This window comes from Variovorax sp. OAS795, from assembly GCF_040546685.1.
Classification (GTDB): domain Bacteria; phylum Pseudomonadota; class Gammaproteobacteria; order Burkholderiales; family Burkholderiaceae_C; genus Variovorax.
Map to the genome: position 1 here is coordinate 4,575,879 of NZ_JBEPOH010000001.1, position 23,593 is coordinate 4,599,471.

At 68.5% G+C, this 23,593-nt stretch carries 17 protein-coding genes; 7 read left to right on the forward strand and 10 right to left on the reverse strand.

Annotated elements, in window-relative coordinates:
• Positions 1 to 2 precede the first annotated feature (2 nt).
• The 6 genes from ABID97_RS22110 to ABID97_RS22135 all read right to left on the reverse strand — a co-directional run bounded on the left by ABID97_RS22110 (position 3) and on the right by ABID97_RS22135 (position 9,102).
• Entirely contained in the window at positions 3 to 1,409 is a 1,407-nt protein-coding gene (locus ABID97_RS22110) for an NCS2 family permease (protein ID WP_354400774.1), read from the reverse strand.
• 78 nt (positions 1,410 to 1,487) lie between these two features.
• Positions 1,488 to 2,486, reverse strand: coding sequence for a LysR family transcriptional regulator (locus tag ABID97_RS22115; RefSeq protein ID WP_354400775.1), 999 nt, complete (start codon positions 2,484 to 2,486; stop codon positions 1,488 to 1,490).
• A gap of 123 nt (positions 2,487 to 2,609) precedes the next feature.
• Positions 2,610 to 5,060, reverse strand: coding sequence for a xanthine dehydrogenase molybdopterin binding subunit (gene xdhB, locus ABID97_RS22120; protein WP_354400776.1), 2,451 nt, complete (start codon positions 5,058 to 5,060; stop codon positions 2,610 to 2,612).
• 1 nt (position 5,061) lies between these two features.
• Positions 5,062 to 6,705, reverse strand: coding sequence for a xanthine dehydrogenase small subunit (gene xdhA, locus ABID97_RS22125; RefSeq protein WP_354400777.1), 1,644 nt, complete (start codon positions 6,703 to 6,705; stop codon positions 5,062 to 5,064).
• 175 nt (positions 6,706 to 6,880) lie between these two features.
• Positions 6,881 to 8,134 (reverse strand): NRAMP family divalent metal transporter, encoded by a 1,254-nt coding sequence (locus ABID97_RS22130; protein WP_354400778.1) that lies wholly within the window; start codon positions 8,132 to 8,134, stop codon positions 6,881 to 6,883.
• 53 nt (positions 8,135 to 8,187) lie between these two features.
• Positions 8,188 to 9,102: a LysR family transcriptional regulator gene (locus tag ABID97_RS22135; RefSeq protein ID WP_354400780.1), complete on the reverse strand. Its 915-nt coding sequence runs from the start codon at positions 9,100 to 9,102 to the stop codon at positions 8,188 to 8,190.
• Between the two features lie 80 nt (positions 9,103 to 9,182).
• Between ABID97_RS22135 and ABID97_RS22140 the strand changes: the two genes are divergently transcribed.
• From ABID97_RS22140 to mgtA, 7 genes are all read left to right on the forward strand, one after another.
• Positions 9,183 to 11,342 (forward strand): thiamine pyrophosphate-dependent enzyme, encoded by a 2,160-nt coding sequence (locus tag ABID97_RS22140; protein WP_354400781.1) that lies wholly within the window; start codon positions 9,183 to 9,185, stop codon positions 11,340 to 11,342.
• A gap of 11 nt (positions 11,343 to 11,353) precedes the next feature.
• Positions 11,354 to 12,970 carry an indolepyruvate oxidoreductase subunit beta family protein gene (locus tag ABID97_RS22145; protein WP_354401838.1) on the forward strand — a complete coding sequence of 539 codons (1,617 nt, stop codon included), beginning with the start codon at positions 11,354 to 11,356 and terminating at the stop codon, positions 12,968 to 12,970.
• Positions 12,971 to 13,006: 36 nt separating this feature from the next.
• Complete coding sequence (locus tag ABID97_RS22150; protein WP_354400782.1) at positions 13,007 to 13,996, forward strand: Bug family tripartite tricarboxylate transporter substrate binding protein; 990 nt, start codon at positions 13,007 to 13,009, stop codon at positions 13,994 to 13,996.
• Between the two features lie 20 nt (positions 13,997 to 14,016).
• Entirely contained in the window at positions 14,017 to 14,448 is a 432-nt protein-coding gene (locus ABID97_RS22155; RefSeq protein WP_354400783.1) for an acyl-CoA thioesterase, read from the forward strand.
• 9 nt (positions 14,449 to 14,457) lie between these two features.
• Positions 14,458 to 14,670, forward strand: coding sequence for a hypothetical protein (locus ABID97_RS22160; RefSeq protein ID WP_354400784.1), 213 nt, complete (start codon positions 14,458 to 14,460; stop codon positions 14,668 to 14,670).
• A 325-nt stretch (positions 14,671 to 14,995) separates the two neighbouring features.
• Positions 14,996 to 15,214 carry a hypothetical protein gene (locus ABID97_RS22165; protein WP_354400785.1) on the forward strand — a complete coding sequence of 73 codons (219 nt, stop codon included), beginning with the start codon at positions 14,996 to 14,998 and terminating at the stop codon, positions 15,212 to 15,214.
• A 213-nt stretch (positions 15,215 to 15,427) separates the two neighbouring features.
• Entirely contained in the window at positions 15,428 to 18,151 is a 2,724-nt protein-coding gene (mgtA, locus tag ABID97_RS22170) for a magnesium-translocating P-type ATPase (protein WP_354400787.1), read from the forward strand.
• A 144-nt stretch (positions 18,152 to 18,295) separates the two neighbouring features.
• Here mgtA and ABID97_RS22175 read toward each other — a convergent pair whose 3' ends face one another.
• The 4 genes from ABID97_RS22175 to xdhC form a co-directional block, all read right to left on the reverse strand.
• On the reverse strand, positions 18,296 to 19,738 hold the full coding sequence (locus ABID97_RS22175) for an NAD-dependent succinate-semialdehyde dehydrogenase (protein WP_354400788.1): 1,443 nt from the start codon (positions 19,736 to 19,738) through the stop codon (positions 18,296 to 18,298).
• A gap of 172 nt (positions 19,739 to 19,910) precedes the next feature.
• Positions 19,911 to 21,251 carry a glycerate kinase type-2 family protein gene (locus tag ABID97_RS22180; RefSeq protein WP_354400789.1) on the reverse strand — a complete coding sequence of 447 codons (1,341 nt, stop codon included), beginning with the start codon at positions 21,249 to 21,251 and terminating at the stop codon, positions 19,911 to 19,913.
• A gap of 74 nt (positions 21,252 to 21,325) precedes the next feature.
• The gene (locus ABID97_RS22185; RefSeq protein WP_354400790.1) at positions 21,326 to 22,531 is read right to left on the reverse strand and encodes a urate hydroxylase PuuD; all 1,206 of its coding nucleotides are present in this window, start codon (positions 22,529 to 22,531) and stop codon (positions 21,326 to 21,328) included.
• 223 nt (positions 22,532 to 22,754) lie between these two features.
• A complete protein-coding gene (xdhC, locus tag ABID97_RS22190) occupies positions 22,755 to 23,561 on the reverse strand; it encodes a xanthine dehydrogenase accessory protein XdhC (RefSeq protein ID WP_354400792.1) in 807 nt (268 codons plus the stop codon).
• Between the last annotated feature and the right edge of the window lie 32 nt (positions 23,562 to 23,593).

The following is a 23,593-nucleotide window of genomic DNA, read 5'->3' on the forward strand; positions in this document are numbered from 1 at the left end:
GCTCAGTGTCCTCCTACATAGGCGAACTTGAACAGGAAAATCGCCGCGATCACCCACACCATCGCATGCACTTCCCGTGCCCGGCCCGTGAAAAGCTTGAGCACCGCGTAGGTGATGAAGCCGAAGGCCAGGCCGTTGGCGATCGAGTAGGTGAAAGGCATGGCCAGCGCGGTCACCACGGCCGGGATCACCTCGGTCGTGTCTTCCCATTCGAGCTCGACCAGGTCGCGCAGCATCAGGCAGCCCACGAAGAGCAATGCCGGTGCGGTGGCATAGGCCGGCACCGAGCCCGCGAGCGGCGAGATCATGAGGCAGGCGAGAAAGAGCACCGCCACCACCACGGCCGTGAGGCCGGTGCGCCCGCCGGCCTGCACGCCCGCCGCGCTTTCGACGTAGGCCGTGGTGCTCGAGGTGCCGAGCAGCGAGCCCGCGAAGATGGCGCCGCTGTCGGCCAGCAGGGCCTTGTTCATGCGCTCCATCTTGCCGGGCACGAGCAGGCCGGCGCGCTTGGCCACGCCCATCAGGGTGCCGGTGGCGTCGAACATCTCGACCAGGAAGAACACCAGCACCACGTTCAGGATGCCGCCCTTGAGCGCGCCCAGTATGTCCAGCTGCATGAAGGTGGGCGCGATCGACGGCGGCGCATCGAACACGCCATGGAACTTGTTGCCGCCGAAGAAGAACGACAGCACCGTCACCAGCATGATGCCGATCAGGATGGCGCCGCGCACCTTGAGCCGGTCGAGCACCACGATGACCAGGAAGCCCAGCGTCGCGAGCACCACCGGCGCCGAATGCAGGTCGCCCAGCGTGACGAAGGTGGCCGGCGAGGCCGCCACCACGCCCGCGCTCTTGAGCGCGATGAGCGCGAGGAACATGCCGATGCCCACGGTGATCGCCGTTCGCAACGAATGCGGTATGCCCTGTATGAAAAGCTCCCGCAGCCCCGTGACCGTGACGATGAGGAACAGGCAGCCCGAGATGAACACCGCCCCCAGCGCCACCTGCCAGGTGTAGCCCATGCCCAGCACCACCACGTAGGCGAAGTAGGCATTCAGGCCCATGCCCGGCGCCATGGCGATCGGATAGTTGGCGTACAGGCCCATGATCAGCGTGCCCAGCGCCGCGATCAGGCAGGTGGCCACGAAGACCGCGCCCTTCGGCATGCCGGCATCGCCGAGGATCGACGGGTTCACGAAGATGATGTAGGCCATCGTGAGGAAGGTGGTCAGCCCCGCGATGACTTCGGTGCGCACGGTGGTGTTGTGCTCGGTGAGCTTGAACATGCGTTCAAGCCAGTTCGCGTTGGCGTACGGCGCGGTGCCGGCCGCGCTGCGCGTGCGCGCGGCCTCGGTGCTCCCCGAGGCACGGGAGTCGGTGACCTTGGGCACCTCTTCAAACCTGTTCATGTCGCTTGTCTCCAGCTGTTGTATTTGGCGATTGATTTCATCGTTGCCCATGCCGCGTCGCCGGCGCGGCCGAAGGCTTCAGGGCGGATCCGGAATCTCAGAGAAGGCGGCGCCGCGCGAGGCCGGGGCCGAGGCGGGTGGCGGCGCCGCAGGCCGCAGCGACGCCGCCACGCCCTTGATGCAGTCGCGCAGCCAGCGCGCGGAGCTCGACGAGTGGGTGCGCTCGTGCCAGAGCTGGTAGTACATGAGGCGCGGCAGCGCCACGGGGCAATCGAGGATCTTCACCGGCAGCCGCGCCGCGAAGCGCTCGCAATACTGGCGGCCGGTGGTGAGCACCAGCAGGCTCGACGCCACCATGTCGGGAATGAGGCTGAAGTGCGCGCAGCGCGCGGTGATGTTGCGTTGCCGCCCGAGCTCGTCGAGCATCTGGTCGATGATGCCGCGCCCGCCCGGGTGCATGGGCGTGGGCGCGATGTGCTCGGCCGCGAGCCAGGTTTCCAGGTCCCAGCCGCGGCGCACCGCCGGATGGTCCTGGTTCACCAGAGACACCACCTCGTCGCCGAAGAGCCGCGCCATGTGAAGGTCTTCCGGCGGCTTCAGCCAGTTGCCGATCACCAGGTCGACCTGCCCCAGGGCCAGGTGGCCGTGGTAGTCCGAATCGGGCGTGAGCGCGTGGATCTCGATCTGGCACAGCGGGGCTTCGCGCTTCACGTGCGCCACCAGCATCGGCAGGAAGAGCGGGTCCATGTAGTCGCTCGCCGCGATGCGGAAGGTGGTGGCCGCCGACTGCGGCTCGAAGCCGCGCGCATCGGAGAACAGCATCTCGGCGGCGCGCAGGATGCTGGCCGCGGGCTCGATCATGCGCAGGCCCGCATCGGTCGGCACCATGCCCGAGCCCGAGCGCACCAGCAGCGGATCGCCCGACAGCTCGCGCAAACGCTTCAGCGCGGCCGACACGGCCGGCTGGTACATGCCCAGGCGGATGGCGGCACGGGAGACGCTGCGGTCGGTCAGCACGGTGTGGAGCACCCGTATCAGATGAAGATCGATCTTGTCGAACAGGGCCTGGTCACGCATGGCGGTCCCCCGCGGCAGCGGCCACCCGCGGCCCGGCAGGGCCGGTTCCGCGCTGTTTCGCGAAGGTGATCAGGACGTAGGGCATTGGGAGGACTTTGGACATGCGCCAAAGTCTACGAGTGGCTAGGCAGACTGCACGGCGGTGACCGCGCGAAGAATCGACTCGCTCGTGGCCGGCGCCTGGAGCGGCGGATCGACCCTGTGGCCGCCTGCAGCGGACACCGCATCGCGGATCGCGAAGAAGACCGAGAACGGCAGCAGGAGCGGCGGCTCGCCCACGGCCTTGCTGCGGTGGATCGAGTCCTCGAAATTCTGGCCTTCGAACAGGCGCACGTTGAACACCGGCGGGCAGTCGTTGGCCGTCGGGATCTTGTAGGTGCTGGGGGCGTGCGTGGTGAGCAGCCCGGTCTTCGGATGCCACACCAGCTCTTCGGTGGTGAGCCAGCCCATGCCCTGGATGAACGCGCCTTCGACCTGGCCGATGTCCACGGCCGGGTTCAGCGACTTGCCCGCGTCGTGCAGGATGTCGGCCCGCAGCAGTTTCCATTCGCCGGTGAGCGTGTCGACGATCACCTCGCTCACCGCCGCGCCGTAGGCGTAGTAGTAGAACGGACGGCCCTGCATCTTGTCCTTGTCCCAGCTCAGGCCGGGCGTGGCGTAGAAGCCGTCGGACCAGAGCTGCTTGCGGTCGAGATACGCCTCGCCCACCACGGTGCTGAAGGCCAGCGAGCGGCCGTTGACCTCGACCTTGTCGTTGGCAAAGCGCACCTCGGCCGCCTTGCCGCCGTGGCGCTCGGCCGCGCTTTCGGCCAGCCGCTCGCGGATCTGCCGGGCCGCATCCTGCGCAGCCTTGCCGTTCAGGTCGGCGCCGGTCGATGCGGCCGTGGCCGAGGTGTTGGCCACCTTGGTGGTGTCGGTCGCGGTGACGCGCACGCGCTCGAAGCTCACGCCCAGCTCGTGCGCCACCACCTGCGCCACCTTGGTGTTGAGGCCCTGCCCCATCTCGGTACCGCCGTGGTTCACGAGGATCGAGCCGTCGGTGTACACATGCACCAGCGCGCCGGCCTGGTTGAAGTGCTTCACATTGAACGAGATGCCGAACTTGAGCGGTGCCAGCGCCAGGCCGCGCTTGAGCACAGTGCTCTTGGCGTTGAAGGCGGCAATCTCCTCGCGCCGCGCGCGGTAGTCGCTGCTGGTCTCGAGCTCGGCGACCAGCTCGTGCACGATGTTGTCGGTCACGGTCTGCCGATAGGGCGTGACGTTGTTCTCGGCCTTGCCGTAGAAGTTGATGCGCCGCACGTCGAGCGGATCGCGCTTCAACTCGCGCGCCACCGAGTCCATGATGTTCTCGACCGCGATCGCGCCCTGCGGCCCGCCAAAGCCCCGGAACGCCGTGTTGCTCTGCGTGTTGGTCTTGCCCGAATAGCCGTGCATCGCCACGTTGGGCAGCCAGTAGGCATTGTCGAAGTGGCACAGCGCGCGCGTCATCACCGGGCCCGAGAGATCGGCCGAGTGGCCGGCGCGCGAGACCATGGTGATCTCCGCACCGAGGATGCGGCCCTCGTCGTCGTAGCCCACCTCGTACTCGTACCAGAAGCAGTGGCGCCGGCCGGTGATCATGAAGTCGTCGTCGCGGTCGAGCCGGAGCTTCACGGGACGGCGCAGCTTGCTGGCCGCCACCGCCGCCACGCAGGCAAAGAGCGCCGACTGCGATTCCTTGCCGCCGAAGCCGCCGCCCATGCGCCGGCATTCGACATGCACCTCGTTCGACTGCAGGTGCAGCGCGTGCGCCACCAGGTGCTGCATCTCGCTCGGGTGCTGCGTGGAGCAGTGGATGTGCAGCGCGCCGCCTTCCTTCGGAATGGCGTAGCTGATCTGGCCTTCGAGGTAGAACTGCTCCTGACCGCCCACGTCCAGCGTGGCCTTGTGGCGGTGCGGTGCCTTGGCGATGGCCGCGCGCACGGCGGCCTCGTCGCCCTCGTTGGCCGCGCCGCCGCTGCGCACGATGTGCATCGGCGGCACCACGTACTGGCCGCGCGCATGCGCGTCCTGCGGGGTGAGCACGGGGGGCTCTGCCTCGATGGTCATCGCCTCCCTGGCCTTGGAAGCGGCGCGGCGCGCGGCCTCGCGCGTTTCGGCAATCACCGCGAACACGGGCTGGCCGAGGTAGCGGATCTCGCCGCCCTCGTTCACGGGCAAGAGGATCGGGTCATCGTGGATGATGGAGCCGCAGTCGTTGGTGCCCGGGATGTCGTCGGCGGTGAGCACCGACACCACGCCCGGCATGGCGCGGATCGCATCGAGCGACAACGCCGTGACGCGCCCGTTGGCCGCGGGCGAGAGGCCGAGCGCGCAATGCAGCGTGCCGGTGATTTCGGGAATGTCGTCGATGTAGGTCGCTTCACCGGCCACGTGCAGGTGCGCCGATTCGTGCGGCCGGCTGATGCCGACACGCGCGCCCTGGTCGTGCGCCAGGGATTCGGCGCCCTGGTCGATGCGGGCGGCGGTGTTCTTGAGGTAGTCGGAAAAAGCCTCGGAGGGCTGCAGCAGGCGGGCGTCGATGGGCTTGTTCATGTCAGACCCCTTGCGCGGCCTTGTCGGCCTTGATCGTTGTCGAATGCGGCATCGCGCTCCAGACACTGGTTTCTTCGAGCGACAGCGCGTCTTCGGTGCGGGTTTCGAGCCAGAAGCGCTGGATCAGGTTCTGCGCCACCTGCAGGCGGTAGCCGGCCGAGGCACGCATGTCCGACAGCGGCTGGAAGTCTTGCGAGAGCGCCTGCCTGGCGGCGTTGACGCTGGCCTGGGTCCACGGCTTGCCCACGAGCGCGGCCTCGGCGGCCGCGGCACGCTTGACCGTGGCGGCCATGCCGCCGAAGGCCAGGCGCACGGCTTGGACCATGTCGCTGCCGGCGTCGAATTCGATCGCGAAGCCCGCGCACAGCGCCGAGATGTCGCAATCGAAGCGCTTGCTGATCTTGTAGGCGCGAACCTGGCGCTGCATGGCCGCGAGCGGAACCGCCAGGCCCTGCACGAACTCGCCGGACTGCAGCTGGTTCTTCATGTAGTCGACATAGAACGCCGAGAGCGGCATGCGGCGCACGGCGTCGCCGCGGCGCAGTTCGATCTCGGCATCGAGCGACATCAGCACCGGCGGCGAATCGCCGATGGGCGAGCCGTTGGCCACGTTGCCGCCCATGGTGCCGGCATGGCGGATGGGCGGCGAGGCAAAGCGCAGCCATACGTCCTCGAGGCTGGGCACGCGCTGGACCAGCGCCTCGAAGGCGGATTCGAGCGAGGCGCCGGCGCCGATGTAGAGCTCGCCGTCCGTATCGTCCTGGCGGACTTCGACGGTCTTCATCTCGGCCACGTCGCCGACATAGATGATGTCGCCCAGGTCGCGGAACTGCTTGTTCACCCACACGCCGACGTCGGTCGAGCCCGAGAGCAATTGCGCACCCGGCTTCTCCTGGCGCAGCGCCGCGAGCTGCGCGATCGTCCGGGGCGCATGGAAATGGTCCATGCGGGCGCCGAGCGGCGCGGCGTAGTCGAAGCCCTCGCTGCCGCGCAAGGCCGTGAGCGCGGCCACCACGGGCTCGGTATCGAGCCGCACCGCGGGCAGGTCGAACATGCGCTGGCCCGCGTCCAGGATCGGCCGGTAGCCGGTGCAGCGGCACAGGTTGCCCGACAGCTCGTCGGCCAGCTGCTGGCGCGTGGGCTGGGTGCCCTCGGCCTGGTGGTGCTCGTACGCGGACCACAGCGACATCACGAAGCCCGGGGTGCAGAAGCCGCATTGCGAACCGTGGCAATCGACCATGGCCTGCTGCACCGGATGCAGGCGGTGCACGGGATGCGGGCGCTTGTCCTGCCCCTGCACTTCGGTGGCGGCGGGTGCATTGGCGGGGCACTGGTCCTTGAGGTCTTCGACGGTGAAGAGCGCCTTGCCGTGCAGCGTCGGCAGGAACTGGATGCAGGCATTGACCGTCTGGAGCTGCAGCCCGCCGACAGCGCCGGGCGCATCGGCAGCCGAGGCCAGCTCGCCGATGACGACCGTGCAGGCGCCGCAGTCCCCCTCGTTGCAGCCTTCCTTGGTGCCGGTGCAGTGCGCGTCCTCGCGCAGCCAGTCGAGCACCGAGCGGGTCGGATGCACGCCGCGGATCTCGACGATCTTGCCGCGATGGAAGAAGCGGACCGGTTGGATGTTGTTGCGCTCTGTGCTCATGCTTTTTGGCTCGTGGTCGACCGGTTTTCCCGGCCATGCCCGGACGTTAGCCGGTTGCGCCCCGGCCCACATACCGTGGGAGCCATATTGCGTATGCCGGCGCGGGTATGCGACCTAGGGAGAAACCCTCAAAAGCAGGAGCAATTCCCGGGCCATGGGGCCCGGGGGGACCCTTTCAGCGCACCAGGTCCCATCCCATCATCAGCGCCGCGAAGCCCATCAGCGCCGTGCCGCCCCAGCCGAGCCAGCGCGTGCGCCGCCCCGAGGTGAACGCGCCCATTACCTTCTCGCGCGTCACCAGGATCATCATGGCCGCCATGATCGGCACCGCGACCACGCCGTTGATCACGGCGCTCCAGTAGAGCGCCTTCATCGGGTCAATGGGCGTGAAGTCGAGCGCGGTGCCGACGAGCGTGGCGACCGCGATGATGGCGTAGAACTCCTTGGCCTCGCGCCAATGCCGCTCGAGCCCCTCCTCCCACCCGAAAGCCTCGGCCACGGCATAGGCAGCCGATGAAGCCAGCACCGGAACGGCCAGGAGGCCGGTGGCGATGATCCCGCCGGCAAAGAGCCAGAAGGCGAAGTCGCCGGCCAGCGGCCGCAGCGCCTCGGCCGCCTGCGCTGCCGAGGTCACGTCGTGCACGCCTGCCGCAAACAGCACCGAGGCCCCGACCACCATCACGAAGAACGCGATCAGGTTGGAGAAGGTCATGCCGATCCAGGTGTCGAGCCGCACGCGCCGCAGGTCGCGCCGCACGTCGTGCTCGGTGCCGCGCTGGCCGCCCTTGAGCCGCAGCTCCTCGACTTCCTGCGAGGCCTGCCAGAAGAACAGGTAGGGCGAGATCGTGGTGCCGAGCAGCGCGACGATCATCATCCAGTAGTCCCCGCTCCATTGCAGCCGGGGCACGACCAGGTCGTGCAGCACCCGCCCCCACTCCACCTGCACCGAGAACACCGCCGCCACGTAGGCGAACAGCGTGAGCGTCAGCCACTTGAGGATGTGGGCCAGCTTGCGGTAGGGAACGAACACCTGCAGCAGCACCGTGACCACGCCGAAGACCAGCGAATAAAAGTGCGCGCCGCCGCCCGCCACCAGTTGCATGGCCTCGCCCATCGCCGAGATGTCGGCCGCGATGTTGATGGTGTTGGCCGCCACCAGCAGCGCCACCAGCACGACCAGGAAGCCGCGCGGCATGTGTTCCCGCATGTTGGCCGCCACCCCCTTGCCCGTGACCCGGCCGATGCGCGCCGACACCAGCTGGATCGCCACCATGAAGGGCAGCGAAAGAAACACGGTCCAGAGCAGCCCGGTGCCGAACTGCGCCCCCGCCTGCGTGTAGGTGGCAATGCCCGACGGATCGTCGTCCGCCGCACCGGTGACCACACCGGGACCCACGTGGCGCAGGAAGGAGGGAATGCGTTTCTTCATGGGCGGCGATGGTGGCATCCCAGCCTGACCGCTGCATGAACGGGGGTCCGGCTTCACGAGCGCTCCGAGAACAATGCCGTGATCGCCTGGCGCAGCCACCGGTTGGCCGGATCGGCCTCGAAGCGCTTGCTCCAGTGCAGCGACACCGTGAAGTCGCGCAGCGGGAACGGCGGCTCCACGATGGCGTAGCCCCCTCCCTCGGCAAAGCCGCGCGCGATGTTGCGGGGCATCACGACGGCCAGGTCGGTGGCGCGCACGATGGCGGGCAGCACCATGAAATGCTCGGTGGTCAGGCGCAGCCGGTCCTCGAGGTTCAGCAGCTGCAGGATGCGCAGGGTGTCCGCATGGGTGCGCACCGCCACGTAGTCCAGCTCGTGCAGCGCCTCGAGCAGCGCCTGTCCGCTGCGCCGCCGCCTGGCGAAGGGATGGCCCTCGCGCAGCAGCACGATGTAGCGGTCCTTCAGCAGCTGGGCGCGCTGCGTGTCCTTCACCCGGGGCAGGAAACCGAAGGCGAAGTCGATGCGCCCGCCGTCGAGAGCCGCGGCGATGTCGCCGGTGGCCAGCGGCATGGTCTCGACGCGCACGCCCGGCGCCAGCTCGCGCAGCCGGGCCATCAGCGCCGGCAGGAAGCGGCCCTCGCCGATGTCGCTCATGTGGATGCGGAACAGCTTGCGCGACGTGGCCGGGTCGAAGCGCTCGGGTTCCGACAGGGCCTGCTGCAGCATGGCCAGCGCCGCCTGCACGGGCACCGCCAGCCGCTCGGCCCGGGGCGTGGGCGCCACGCCGCCGGGCGTGCGCGTGAAGAGCGCATCGCCCAGCAACAGGCGCAGCCGCGTGAGGCCGTGGCTGGCCGCCGGCTGGGTCAGGCCCAGCGCCTCGGCCGCACGGCTCACGCTGCGGGCCCGGAAGACCGCATCGAAGAGCCGCAACAGGTTGAGGTCGAGCTTTTCAATATGCATGAGGTTCATGTCGCATAGCTTGCTTATTTTATTGATGTATGGCGATGCGGCGACCACACTGCACGGCTCCCACGAGAAAAAGAGACACGATGGAAGTTTCATTCAGCAAGGAAGTCGAGCTGCTGCGCCTGGGCGCCGGCGACACCTTCCATGGCGAGGGCATCCTCGCGATCACCAAGGGCCTGCTGCAATCGGGCGTGGCCTACGTGGGCGGCTACCAGGGCGCGCCGGTGTCGCACCTGCTCGACGTGATGGTGCAGGGCAAGGCCTACATGGACGAGCTCGGCGTGCATGTGGAGGCCTGCTCCAACGAGGCCTCGGCCGCGGCCATGCTCGGCGCGTCCATCCACTATCCGCTGCGCGGCGCCGTCACGTGGAAGTCGATCGTCGGCACCAACGTGGCGGCCGATGCGCTCTCCAACCTCTCGTCGCCGGGCGTGACCGGCGGCGTGCTGGTGGTGGTGGGCGAGGACTACGGCGAGGGCGCCAGCGTGATCCAGGAGCGCACGCATGCCTATGCGCTCAAGTCGAGCATGTGCCTGCTCGATCCGCGGCCCGACCTGGGCGTGATGGTGCGCATGGTCGAACACGGCTTCCGGCTCTCGGAGGCCTCGAACATGCCCTGCCTCATGGAGCTGCGCATCCGCACCTGCCACGTGCGCGGCAGCTTCGAATGCAAGGACAACGTCGCGCCCGCGGTCTCGACCCGCGCACCGATGAACGAGCCCGCGGGCTTCGACTACATGCGGCTCGCGCACCCGCCCGTGACCTTCCGCCACGAAAAGCTCAAGGGCGACGAGCGCATTCCGGCGGCGCGGCGCTACATCGTCGAACAAGGGCTGAACGAGCTCATCGCGGGCGACCGGCATGCCGACCTCGGCATCGTGGTGCAGGGCGGGCTCTACAACGCGCTGGTGCGCAGCCTGCAGCAGCAGGGCCTGGCCGATGCGTTCGGCGAGACCGACATTCCCATCCTGGTGCTGAACGTGGCCTACCCGCTGGTGCCCGAACAGGTGGCCGACTTCTGCGTCGGCAAGCGCGCGGTGCTGGTGGTGGAAGAAGGCCAGCCCGAATACATCGAGCAGGACATCGCGACCCTGCTGCGCCGGCGCGATATCCAGGCGCCGCTGCACGGCAAGGACATGCTGCCCTCGGCGGGCGAATACGGCGTCGAGGTGCTCGCGGGCGGCATCGGCAAGTTCGCGGCACGGTACATCGAACATGGCGAAGCGCTGTCCTCGGCCGAGGCCTGGCTGGCCGGCAACAGGGAGCGCCGCGAAGCGGTGGCGCGGCAACTGGCAACGCTGCTGCCCGCCCGGCCGCCGAGCTTCTGTGTCGGCTGTCCCGAGCGCCCCGTGTTCTCGGCCCTGAAGCTCGCGCAGCTGGAGACCGGACCGGTGCACATCGCCGCGGACATCGGCTGCCATGCCTTCGGCACCTTCGAGCCGTTCTCGATGGGGCATTCGATCCTCGGCTACGGCATGAGCCTGGCCAGCCGCGCGGGCGTCGCGCCGATGATGAACCGCCGCACGCTGTCGATCATGGGCGACGGCGGCTTCTGGCACAACGGCCTGCTCACCGGCGTGCAGAGCGCCCTCTTCAACGGCGACGACGCGGTGCTGCTGATCTTCAAGAACGGCTACACCTCGGCCACCGGCACGCAAGACATCATCTCCACGCCCGACGACGAAACCAAGGAGCGTGCCATCGACAAGCAGCAGAGCCTGGTCGACAAGAACCAGACCATCGAGGCCACGCTGACGGGCCTGGGCGTCAAGTGGATGCGCACCGTCACCACCTACGACGTGGAGCGCATGCGCAAGACGCTGACCGAGGCCCTGACCAGCGACTTCGACGGCCTGAAGGTGGTGATTGCCGAGGGCGAATGCCAGCTCGAGCGGCAGCGCCGCATCAAGCCCTGGATCGCCAGCCTGCTGAAGAAAGGCGAACGGGTGGTGCGCGTGAAGTACGGCGTCGACGAAGACGTGTGCAACGGCGACCACGCCTGCATCCGCCTTTCAGGCTGCCCCACGCTCACACTCAAGGACAACCCCGATCCGCTGAAGGTCGACCCGGTGGCCACCGTGATCGACGGCTGCGTGGGCTGCGGCCTGTGCGGCGAAAACGCCCACGCGGCCACGCTGTGCCCGAGCTTCTATCGCGCCGAGGTGGTACAGAACCCCAAGTGGCACGAGCGCCTGCTGCATTCGCTGCGCGGCGCCTTCGTGCGCGCGCTGCAACCCGCATGAAGGGCCAGGACATGGAACAGAACCGTCCCCTCACCCTGCTCGTCTGCGCCCTGGGCGGCGAAGGCGGCGGCGTGCTCACCGAATGGCTGGTCGACATCGCCCGCCATGCGGGCTATGCGGTGCAGAGCACCTCGATTCCCGGCGTGGCGCAGCGCACCGGCGCCACCACCTACTACATCGAGGTGTTTCCGGTGCCGTTCGCGCAGCTCGGGGGCAGGCGCCCGGTGTTCAGCCTGAGCCCGGTGCCGGGCACGCTAGACGCCATCGTGTCGTCGGAGCTGCTCGAGACCGCGCGCCAGATCGGCAATGGCATGAGCGCGCCGCTGCGCACGCTGGTCATCAGCTCGTCGGCGCGCATCTTCACCACGGCCGAGCGCATGCAGCCCGGCGACGGTCGCGCCGATGCGCAGCAACTGCTCGACGTGGTCAAGGCGTTCAGCCGGGAGCACCATGTGTTCGACATGAACGCCGTGGCGCGCGAGGCCGGCACCGTGGTCAGCGCCGTGATGCTCGGCGCCATCGCGGGCAGCGGCCTCTTTCCGTTTCCGCGCGCGGCCTATGAGCACGTGGTGCGCGGCGGCAACACCAGCGCGCCCGAGAAGCTGGGCAAGATGGCGGCGGCCAGCCTGCGCGGCTTTGCGGCCGCCTTCGATGCGGTGAGCGCGCCGCGTGCACAAGCCGCCTTCGTGAGCAGCGTGATGGCGGGCGATACGCACGATGCGCCGCCGCCCGCGCGTCCGCTCGCCGATGAACTCGCACAGCGCTTTCCGCCCGCCGTGCACGACATGCTCGCGCTCGGCCATGCGCGCGTGCTCGACTACCAGGACGCCGCCTATGCCGAACTCTATGCGGCGAGGCTCGCCAGGGTGCTCGATGCCGAGCGCATCGCCGATCCGGCAGGCGCCCAAGGCTTTGCCGTCACCCGCGAAACCGCGCGCTGGCTCGCGCTGTGGATGGCCTTCGACGACATCGTGCGCGTGGCCGCGCTCAAGGGCCGCGCGAGCCGCGCGCAGCGCGTGCGGCAGGAAGTGCGTGCCACCGACGACGACCTCGTGAAGGTCTACGACCACTTCAAGCCCGGCACCGCCGAGTTCGCCGCCCTGCTGCCGCCGGGCCTCGCGCGCCGCATCACGGCCTGGGACCGCCGGCGGCAGGCCAGCGGCCGGGAGCCCTGGGCGCTGCCGCTCAAGGTGGGCAGCCATTCGGTCTTCGGCATGGCGTCGCTGCGGCTCCTGTCGTCGCTCAAATGGCTGCGCCGGCGCGGCCAGCGCTTTGCCGACGAGCAGGTGCTGATCGAACGCTGGCTCGCGGCCGTGGAGACCGGCACGCGCGAAGCTTGGGCCCTGGGCCGCGAGCTGGCGCTGTGCGGCCGGCTCATCAAGGGCTACGGCAGCACCAACGAGCGCGGCAAGCACAACCTTCTGCACGTGATCGACGAGCTCGCGGCCCGCGCGGCCTTGCCGGCGGCAACGCGCGCCGACGCGATCGCCGCGGCACGCGAGGCAGCCCTGGCCGACGAAGGCGGCAAGGCGCTCGACGCCGCGCTGGTGCGCCACGGCGCGGCGCCGCGGCCCATGCAGGCGCAGCCCATCCGCTGGATGAAGCGGCCGCCGTCCACCACCGCCTGACCTGCAATCTTCATAACGAACAGGAGACACCACACCATGACCCGCAACACCCTCGCCTGGCGCCGAAGCCTGCTCGCCGCCGTGGCCTGCGCGCTGCTCCCCGCGGTGCAAGCACAGACGCAGCCCACCGCCTGGCCCACCAAGCCGATCAAGGTGGTCGTCAACTTTCCGCCGGGTGGCGCCGCCGACCAGATCGCCCGCGCGGTGTCGCAGCCCTTGCAGGAATTCCTCAAGCAGCCCGTGGTGGTCGAGAACCGCGCGGGCGCCAACGGCAACGTCGGCGGCGAGGCCGTGGCGCGCGCGCCGGCCGACGGCTACACGCTGCTCATGAGTTCGGGCGGCATGGTGTCGGTCAATCCGCACCTGTATGCGCGCATGAGCTTCGACCCGGCCAGGGACCTGGTGCCGGTGGCCGCGGCCGCGCGCGTGCTGGTCTTTCTCGTGACCCGGCCTTCGCTGCCGCCCACCAACGTGCGCGAGTTCATCGCCTACCTCAAGGCCAATCCGGGCAAGCTCTCCTATGGCTCTCCCGGCAACGGCAGCTCGCCGCACCTGGCGGGCGAGATGTTCAAGGGCCAGGCCGGCGTCTTCGCGCTGCACGTGCCGTACCGCGGCGCGGCGCCTGCGCTGCAGGACCTGCTGGCGGGCCAGATCGACTACGCCTTCGACCCCGGCATCGGACTGCAGCAGGTGCGCGCCGGCAAGCTCCGGCTGCTGGCGGTGGGCAGTCCGCACCGCTCCGCGCAGTTTCCCGACGTGCCCACGCTCGACGAGGCGGGCCTGCGCGGCTTCGACGCCGATACCGTGTTCGGTTTCTACGCGCCTGCCGGCACGCCGCCCGAGGTGGTGGCGCAGCTCAATGCGCAGATCAACCGGGCGCTCGCGCTGCCGGCCGTGAAGGAGCGCATCGCTGCGCTCGGCGGCGAAGCGGTGCCGGGCTCGCCGGCCGAGTTCCACCAGCGCGCCGCGGCCGATTCGCAGCGCTTCGGCGCGGTGATCCGCGACCGCAAGATCAGCGCGGACTGAACGCCCTCGACAATGACCCGATGAGCAGCAGCAAAGAAATCACCTACACCGCGCGCGTCGAGTTCGGCGACTGCGATCCCGCCGGCATCGTCTGGTTCCCCAACTTCTTCCGCTGGATCGATGCGGCCTCGCGCCACTTCTTTGCCGAGTGCGGCGTCCCGCGCTGGGAAGAGACGGCGCAGACGCTGGGCGTGATCGGCACGCCGCTGGTCGACACCCACACGCGCTTCGTCAAGGCCGCGAGCTACGGCGACACGCTGCAGATCGCGGTGCGCATCACCGAGTGGCGCGACAAGAGCTTCGTGCAGACCTACCGCGTGGCGCGCGGCGACGACCTGATCCTCGAATGCGAAGAGGTGCGCATCTTTGCGGCCAGGCGCGAAGGCGGCGGCATCCGCGCGGTGCCGATCCCGCCTTCGATCCGCGCGCTGTGCGAAGAGGTGGCGTCTTAGAATGGCCCGATGAACTGGCGCACCCTTCTTCCTTTTGCCCTGCTTGCCTTGCTTGTCACGGGCTGCTCGTCGACTCCCAACGAAGTGGTGCCCATGCGCAACGGCGCCCTGCGTGCCCCGACCTACACCCAGGCCGGCGACTATTGCAGCGCCAAGGGCGCAGAGCCCCGCTGGCTCGGCAAGGCACCGGCCGAATCGGGCGTGCTGTTCCAGTGCAACTGAGCCGGCGCGCCGTGCGCAATGCCGCGGCCAAGGGTTGACGGCACTCATGACGCAGTGCAACAATCCCGCATCTTTATTTCGGAGCCCCGTGCGTGGACAGTGCCAGTTGGATCAGTGACAAGACGCGTGCCTCGGCAGGCGTGACACATCCGGCCCTCTAGCGCAGGCTCCTTGCGCTGCGGCCGCCGTGCACGCAGCGTGACCCGTTCGCCGTTCAGGCCCACGGTTCTCCCCTTCCCAAATCCCGCGGTTCTTCGTCACTGACTTTTTCAGTCAGCTTGCGTGTGTCCGTGCACGAGGCCCTTCATTGCGAAGGAGCCTTGCCATGCGTCAATTCCAGTCCCGTCAGCAGCAACAGCCGCAAGCGCAGCGGCCGGTGCGGGAATCCGCTCGCCCATCGGCGAACGCACCTGCGCGCACCGCGTCCACCAGGCAGGACACCGAGAACGAAATGCTCGACCGGGCCGCCGCGCTCTGGACCACGCGGCGCATCCGCAGCTTCTTCCTGCTGCTGGAGCAACCGTCCCGCACGGCGCAGCGCTGAAGCGCCGCCTCATCGCAACACCCCAACGCCCGCATCGAGCACCCAGGAGGCCTTCCATGGAACCCGCTTCTCCTTGGCGCCGCTCGGCGCCGCCCCCCTGTTTCGCCCGATCGATGACAACCAAGTGCAGTGCGCCGCACCGCCAGGGGATGCCCACGCCTGATTGACGCGGGAGGTTCTTCCCTTCGCGGCCGGCGCCGTGAAGGAAAAAAAGTGAAGAACGTCCTGAAGTCCGTTTTCGAGAGCTTTCTGCGCAGCCGCCGCATGCTGCACCACTTCGAGCGCTGGCAGGTGCTGCTGGGCGCGAAACCGGTGGGCGTGGCCTCGGCCGCCGTGCCGCCCGGCATTGCCACGGCACTGGCCGCCGCATCGCACGCCGGTGCCGGCGAACTGCTCGCCAGCCTCGGCAGTTCGCCGCAAGGCCTCGAGGAAAGCCATGCACAGCTGCTGCGCAAACGCATCGGCAGCAACGAAGTGCGCCACGAGCAGCCGCTTTCCTGGTGGACGCACCTGTGGCAGTGCTACCGCAACCCCTTCAACCTGTTGCTCACGGTGCTGGCGCTGATCTCCTATGCCACGGAGGACATGAAGGCCGCGCTCGTGATCGGCAGCATGGTGGTGCTGTCGACCGTGCTGCGCTTCCTGCAGGAGTCGCGTTCCAACAGCGCGGCCGAGCGCCTGAAGGCCATGGTGAGCAACACCGCCACCGTGCTGCGGCCCGGCGCCGGCACCCAAGGCGCGGTGCGCATCGAAGTGCCTATGCGCGACCTGGTGCCCGGCGACGTGATCGCGCTCTCGGCCGGCGACATGATCCCGGCCGATTGCCGCCTGCTGGCCACCAAGGACCTGTTCATCAGCCAATCGGCGCTGACCGGCGAGGCGATGCCGGTCGAGAAATTCCCCCTCGACCGGTCCGGCCGTGAAGCGGGCGTGCTCGAACGCGAGAACCTGCTGTTCATGGGCACCAACGTGATCAGCGGCACCGCCACGGCGCTCATCGTGCACACCGGCGAGCGCACCTTCTTCGGCGCGCTCGCGGAGCGCGTGACCGCCGCCGACAGCGGGCCGAGCGCATTCCAGGCCGGCATCAACCGCGTGAGCTGGGTGCTGATCCGCTTCATGCTGGTGATGGCGCCGCTGGTGCTGGTGATCAACGGCGTGGCCAAGGGCGACTGGTGGGAGGCGGCGCTGTTCGCGCTGTCGATCGCGGTCGGCCTCACGCCCGAGATGCTGCCGATGATCGTGACCGCCACGCTCGCCAAGGGCGCGGTGGTGATGTCGCGCCGCAAGGTGATCGTGAAGCGGCTCGAAGCCATTCACAACTTCGGTGCCATGGACGTGCTGTGCACCGACAAGACCGGCACGCTCACGCAGGACCGCATCGTGCTGGAACGCCACACCAACGCATGGGGCGAGGTGTCGGACCATGTGCTGCAGCTCGCCTACCTGAACAGCTTCCACCAGACCGGCCTGAAGAACCTGCTGGACAAGGCGGTGCTGGACCATGCCGAGCTGCAGCCCGGCGCGGGGCAGGAAACGGCGTGGCGCAAGTTCGACGAAGTGCCTTTCGACTTCTCTCGCCGCCGCATGTCGGTGGTGGTGGAGAACCGCGGCAAAGAGCACCTTCTGATCTGCAAGGGCGCACTGGAGGAAATCCTGTCGGTGTGCACTTTCGTCGAGCGAGGCGCCGAGGTGCTGCCGCTCGATGCCGGCCTGCTCGCGCGCATCCACCGCGTGGCGTCGGAGCTGAACGCACAAGGATTGCGCGTGGTGGCCGTGGCAAGCTGCACGCGTACGGCCGAAGCGCGCAAGCCGGCTTACGGCGTCGCCGACGAATCGGGACTCACGCTGCTGGGCTACGTGGCGTTTCTCGATCCGCCGAAGGAGTCGACCGCGCCCGCGCTGCGCGCGCTGGCCGCGCACGGCGTGGCGGTGAAGGTGCTGACGGGCGACAACGAACTGGTCACGCGCAAGGTCTGCGGGGACGTGGGCATCGATGCCGGCCGCATCGTGCTGGGCCGCGAGATCGAGGCGCTGGGCGACGATGAACTGCGCACGCTCGCCGAGCGGCACCAGGTGTTCGCCAAGCTCACGCCTGCGCACAAGGAGCGCATCGTGCGCGCGCTGCATGCCAACGGGCATGTGGTCGGATTCATGGGTGACGGGATCAACGATGCACCGGCCCTGCGCGCCGCGGACATCGGCATCTCGGTGGACGGCGCGGTGGACGTGGCCAAGGAGTCGGCCGACATCATCCTGCTGGAGAAGAGCCTGATGGTGCTGGAGCAAGGCGTGGTCGAGGGCCGCCGCACCTTCGCCAACATGCTGAAGTACATCAAGCTCACCGCAAGCTCGAACTTCGGCAACGTTTTTTCGGTGCTGGTGGCGAGCGCGTTCCTGCCGTTCCTGCCGATGCTGCCGCTGCATCTGCTGGTGCAGAACCTGCTGTACGACGTGTCGCAGATCGCGATCCCCTTCGACAACGTGGACGAGGAGTTTCTCAAGAGCCCGCAGCAGTGGAACCCCGCCGACCTGGGCCGCTTCATGGTGTTCTTCGGCCCGCTGAGCTCGGTATTCGACATCCTGACCTACGCGGTGATGTGGTTCGCTTTTTCGGCCAACACCGCGGCACAGCAGACGCTGTTCCAGTCGGGCTGGTTCATCGAGGGCCTGCTGTCGCAGACGCTGATCGTGCACCTGATCCGCACGCGCAAGATCCCGTTCCTGCAAAGCCGCGCCGCCTGGCCGCTGCTTGCAATGGGCGCCGCCATTGTCGCGGCCGGTATCTGGCTGCCGATGGGCCGGCTTGCGCACTACTTCAGGTTGCAGGCGCTGCCGCTGGCCTACTTTCCGTGGCTGGCCGCGATACTGGCGGGGTATGCGGCGCTGACGCAGGCGGTCAAGGGCTGGTATGCGAGGCGGTATGGGTGGCAGTGATGTTTGCTCTTGGCTCTTTGTTCGGGGCGCTGCTGTGCAGGGCGCGGGAGCGGCGCCCCGAACAACGCGATGCACGAAAAAAAACGGCACCGCCGCGAAGCGATGCCGTTCTTCCGAAAGAACCCGAGCCGGCGAACGAGCCGCTCAGATGCTCATGATCGACACAGCCTTGGTGTTCAGGTAAGCCTCGAGCGCTTCCGGGCCGCCCTCGGAACCGTAGCCCGAATCCTTCACGCCGCCGAACGGCATTTCCGGCGAGGGGGCGGCGGGCTGGTTGATCCACAGCATGCCGAGTTCGAGCCGCTGGCTCAACAGGTGCGCGTTCTTGATCGACTTGGTGAATGCGTAGCCGGCCAGGCCGAAGGGCAGGCGGTTGGCTTCTGCAATGGCTTCCTCGAGTGTGTCGAAGCCGCGGATCGCCGCGATCGGGCCGAAGGGTTCGTTGTTGAACACATCGGCATCGAGCGGCACGTCCGTCAGCACCGTGGGCGCGAAGAAGTTGCCCGAATCGCCGACGCGTTCACCGCCCGCGGCCACGGTCGCGCCCTTCTTGCGCGCGTCGTCCAGCACATGGGCCATGGCCGTGAGGCGGCGCGCGTTGGCGAGCGGGCCGAGCGTCGTGCCTTCGGCGAGGCCGTCGCCGAGCTTCAGGCCTTCGGTGTACTTGACCAGCGTGCGGGCGAATTCCTCGCGCAGGCTGTTGTGCACCAGGAAGCGGGTGGGCGAGATGCAGACCTGCCCCGCGTTGCGGAACTTGGCGGCGCCCGCGGCCTTGACGGCCAGCGCCACGTCGGCGTCTTCGGCCACGATGACCGGTGCGTGCCCGCCCAGCTCCATGGTGACGCGCTTCATGTGCGAGCCGGCCAGCGCCGCCAGCTGCTTGCCGACCGGCGTCGAACCCGTGAAGGTCACCTTGCGGATGATCGGGTGCGAGATCAGGTAGTTAGAGATCTCGGCAGGGTTGCCGAACACCAGGCCCACGGTGCCGGGGGGAATGCCCGCATCGACGAAAGCCTGCAGCAGCGCGGCCGGCGACGCCGGGGTTTCCTCGGGCGCCTTCACCAGGAACGAGCAGCCGGTGGCCAGCGCCGCGCCGAGCTTGCGCACGATCTGGTTGATCGGGAAGTTCCATGGCGTGAACGCGGCGACAGGGCCGAGCGGCTCCTTGATCACCAGCTGCTGCGCGGCCAGGTTGCGCGAGGGCACGATGCGGCCGTAGACGCGGCGGCCTTCGTCGGCGAACCATTCGATGATGTCGGCGGCGGCCAGCGTCTCGCCCTTGGCTTCGGCCAGCGGCTTGCCCTGTTCCTGCGTCAGCAGCCTGGCGATTTCAGGCGCGCGTTCGCGGATCAGGCCGGCGGCGCGGCGCATCACGGCGGCGCGCTCGTTGGCGGGCGTGTTGCGCCACTTCTCGAAGCCGCGCTGGGCGGCGGCCAGGGCACGGTCGAGGTCGGCGATGCTGGCATGCGCCACCTTGCCGATGGCCTTGCCGGTGGCGGGGTTCACGACGTCCAGCGTCTTGCCGCCGGTGGCGTCGACCCATTCGTTGTCGATCAGCAGGCGGGTGTCGGTGTAGGTGGCGGTCATGGCGAACTTTTCCTTCGAGGACGGGATGTGGGTGGAAAAAGGGGAAATCTGGATGCGCGGTGCGGCACCTGGAGGGTGCGCTTGCGTCAGCGGCGGCAATTTGCCGCCGGGTGCATAGATTAACCCGAGTTCACAAAGCCCGCCGGCGCAGGGAAACCGGCCTTCCTGCGCGCTACAGGATCAGGAGCGCGCGGAAGTCGTTCACGTTGGTGTTCGTGGGCCCGGTCACGAACAGGTCGCCGATGGCCTCGAAGTAGCCGTAGGCATCGTTGCGGTCGAGGTGGTCCGGCAGCTTCGTGCCCGCGGCCGTGGCGCGCGCCGGCGTGTCGGGCGTGACGAACGCGCCGGCGTTGTCCTCCACGCCGTCGATACCGTCGGTGTCGGCGGCCAGCGCCCACACCTGGGGCTGGCCCATCAGTGCGCCCGCCAGGCCCATGCAGAACTCGCCGGCGCGGCCGCCGCGGCCCTTGGCCTGGCCGGGTTGGCGCGGCCGGATCGTGACGGTGGTTTCGCCGCCCGAAAGGATGACGCAGGGCCGCGCGAACGGCTGGCCACGGTGCGCGACGGCGCGCGCCAATGCCGCATGCACCTTGCCTACCTCGCGCGACTCGCCTTCGATCTCGTCGCTGAGGATGTGCGCCTCGATGCCGGCCTCGCGCGCCGCCCTGGCTGCCGCTTCGAGCGATTGCTGCGGTGTCGCGATCATGTGCACTTCGTGGCCCTGGAAGACCGCGTCGCCGGGCTTGGGCGTTTCGAGCGCCCCGCTTTCGAGCTGGGCGCGCACCGGCGCCGGCACCTCGATGCCATAGCGGTCGAGGATCGCGAGCGCATCGGCGCAGGTGGTGGCGTCGGGCACAGTGGGGCCGCTCGCGATGACGGCGGGGTCATCGCCCGGCACGTCGCTGATGGTGAGCGTCACCACGCGCGCCGGCGCGCAGGCCGCGGCGAGGCGGCCGCCCTTGATGCGCGACAGGTGCTTGCGCACGCAGTTCATCTCGCCGATGCCGGCGCCGCTGTCGAGCAGCTGCTTGTTGATGCGCTGCTTGTCGGACAGCGTGAGGCCTTCGGCCGGCAACACGAGCAGCGACGAGCCGCCGCCCGAGATCAGGCACAGCACGAGGTCGTCGGCCGTGAGCCCCTGGGTGAGCGCGAGGATGCGCTCAGCCGCCTGCTGGCCCGCCGCATCGGGTACCGGATGCGCGGCCTCGACGAGTTCGATGCGCTGCGGCACGCCTTCGGGGCGCGGAGGGATGTGGCCGTAGCGCGTGACGACAAGGCCCGAGAGCGGCGCGTCGGCCGGCCACAGGGCTTCGAGCGCCTGCACCATCGAACCGCCGGCCTTGCCGGCACCGAGTACCAGCGTGCGGCCCTTGGGCGGCGGCGGCAGATGCGCGCCGAGCGTGGACAACGGCAGCGCGCGGTCCACCGCCACGCGGTAGAGGTGCTCGAGGAAGGCGCGCGGTGCCTCGCGCGGATCGGGGGCGGGGCCGAAGGAAGGGGTCGATGCGCTCATGGCTTGCTTTGTCTCCAGCCGGCGATTGTGCTGCGAGTGCCGTGCCGCGCTCTTGACCGCGGTCATCGCTGCGTCTAATTCGTCTTGGCGCCGGCCTGGAACCAGCGGCCGACCAATGCGCGTTCTTCCTCGGTGATGCCCGTGGCATTGTTCATCGGCATGATCCTGGTCACCACCACCTGCTGGTAGATGGCCTGCGCATGCGCCGCCACCTGGTCGGGCGTATCGACGCGCACGTTCTTCATCTGCACGGTCGCGCCGTGGCACATGAAGCAGCGCTGCTCCAGCACTTTCTGGACGTCCTTGTAGGCAACGGCCGGTGCAGCTTGCGATGCGGCCGGCGCGGCCACCGGCTCGGGTTTCATCCAGACGATGGTGAGCCCCAGCACCACGATGCCGATCAGCGCATAGGGCAGCGGATGGCCCGCATTGCCGAGCTTGAAGCGGTGCCGCACCACGAAGAACTGGCGAATGGCCGCGCCGCCCAGCATGATGAGCAGCAGCACGATCCAGTTGTACTTGTGCGTGTAGGTGAAGCTGTAGTGGTTGCTCAGCATCGCGAACAGCACCGGCAGCGTGAAGTAGGTGTTGTGCACGCTGCGCTGCTTGCCGCGCTGCCCGTGCACCGGGTCGACCGGCCGCCCTTCGCGCAGCGCCTGCACGTTCTTGCGCTGCCCCGGAATGATCCAGAAGAACACGTTGCCGCTCATCGTGGTCGCCATCATGGCGCCCACCAGGAGGAAGGCCGCGCGGCCCGCGAACCACTGGCAGGCCAGCCAGGTCGCGAACACGATGAAGACGGCGATCAGCACGCCGACGATGGTGTCGCCGTTCTTGCGCCGGCCGAAGACCTGGCAGATGCCGTCGTACACCATCCAGAACACGACGAAGAAGGCCAGCGCCACGCCGATGGCCGCGCCCGGCTGCCAGTCCATCTTCGACTTGTCGATCAGGTAGGTGCTGGCGTTCCACAGGTACGACATGGTAAAGAGCGCAAAGCCCGTGAGCCAGGTGCTGTAGCTTTCCCAGTACGACCAGTGGAGGTGGTCCGGCAGCTTCCTGGGCGCCAGCGCGTACTTCTGCATGTTGTAGAAGCCGCCGCCGTGCACGGCCCATTGCTCGCCGCCCACGCCCTTGTCGAGCGATTCGGCGTCCTGCGGCTTCTCCAGGCTGTTGTCCAGCATCACGAAGTAGAAGGAGGCGCCGATCCAGGCGATGGCGGTGATGACGTGGACCCAGCGCAGCAGCAGGTTGGCCCAGTCGAGGTAATAGCTTTCCATGGGGGGTGCTCTTTCTCAACCCCGTGGGCGCATGGAGGCGCCGCGAAGGGGTGTCTTCAGCCTGCTCACCACTGCGGGCGCTGTAAGCAGAGAAAGTGCCGCGAACGCAGGCTCCATGAGATGGGCCTCGCTCCGCTGCGGCTTGTTGTGGACCGAAAGTGTATACAGTTTTGGCAAGTGGCGCGATAGTTTTTTTGTCGTCGGGGCCGGCGGGAAACCCTGTTCACCCCAGCGATTGCAACAACTGTGCCGCCACCGCCACGGCGATGACTTCGGGCTCCTTGCCCGTGATGCCGGGCACGCCGATCGGGCAGGTGATGCGGGCCAGCTCGTCGGGCCTGAAGCCGCGCGCCTCGAGCCGGTGGCTGAAGGTCGCCCACTTGGTCTTGCTGCCGATCAGGCCGATGTAGGGCAGGTCGTTCCGCTCACGCAGGCGCCGGAGGCAGGCGATGACGATGTCCAGGTCTTCGGCATGGCTGAAGCTCATGATGAGCACGCGGCTTTCGGGCGCGAGCGCGGCCACGGCGTCCTGCACCGGTTCCGAGTGCTCGGTTTCGACCTGCGCCGGCAGCGCCTCGGGAAACACGCCGTCGCGGCTGTCGATCCAGCGCACGGTGAACGGCAGGCTGGCCAGCAGCCGGGCCAGCGCGGCGCCCACGTGGCCGCCGCCGAACAGCGCCACGGGCTTGAGCGGCGCGACCAGTTCGCGCCGCAGCGCCGCCGCATCGGCGGTGCCGATACGGCGGTACGAAAGAAACACCACGCCGCCGCAGCATTGCCCCAGGCTCGGGCCGAGTGGATAGCGCCGGATGCCGTCGATGGTGCGCTTGCCGGCCAGCAGCTCGCGAGCCTCGTCCGTCGCCTGGAACTCGAGCTGCCCGCCGCCGATGGTGCCGGTGAGCCCTTGGGCCCACACCGCCATCCAGGTGCCGGCCTCGCGCGGCGCCGACCCTTGGGTGGATTCGACGCGCACCAGCACCGCGTCTTCATGTGCCAGTCGGGCCAGCAGCTGATCGACCATGCCGTTCATTTCCGATACCTTCGGTTGCGGTGTTGCACTGG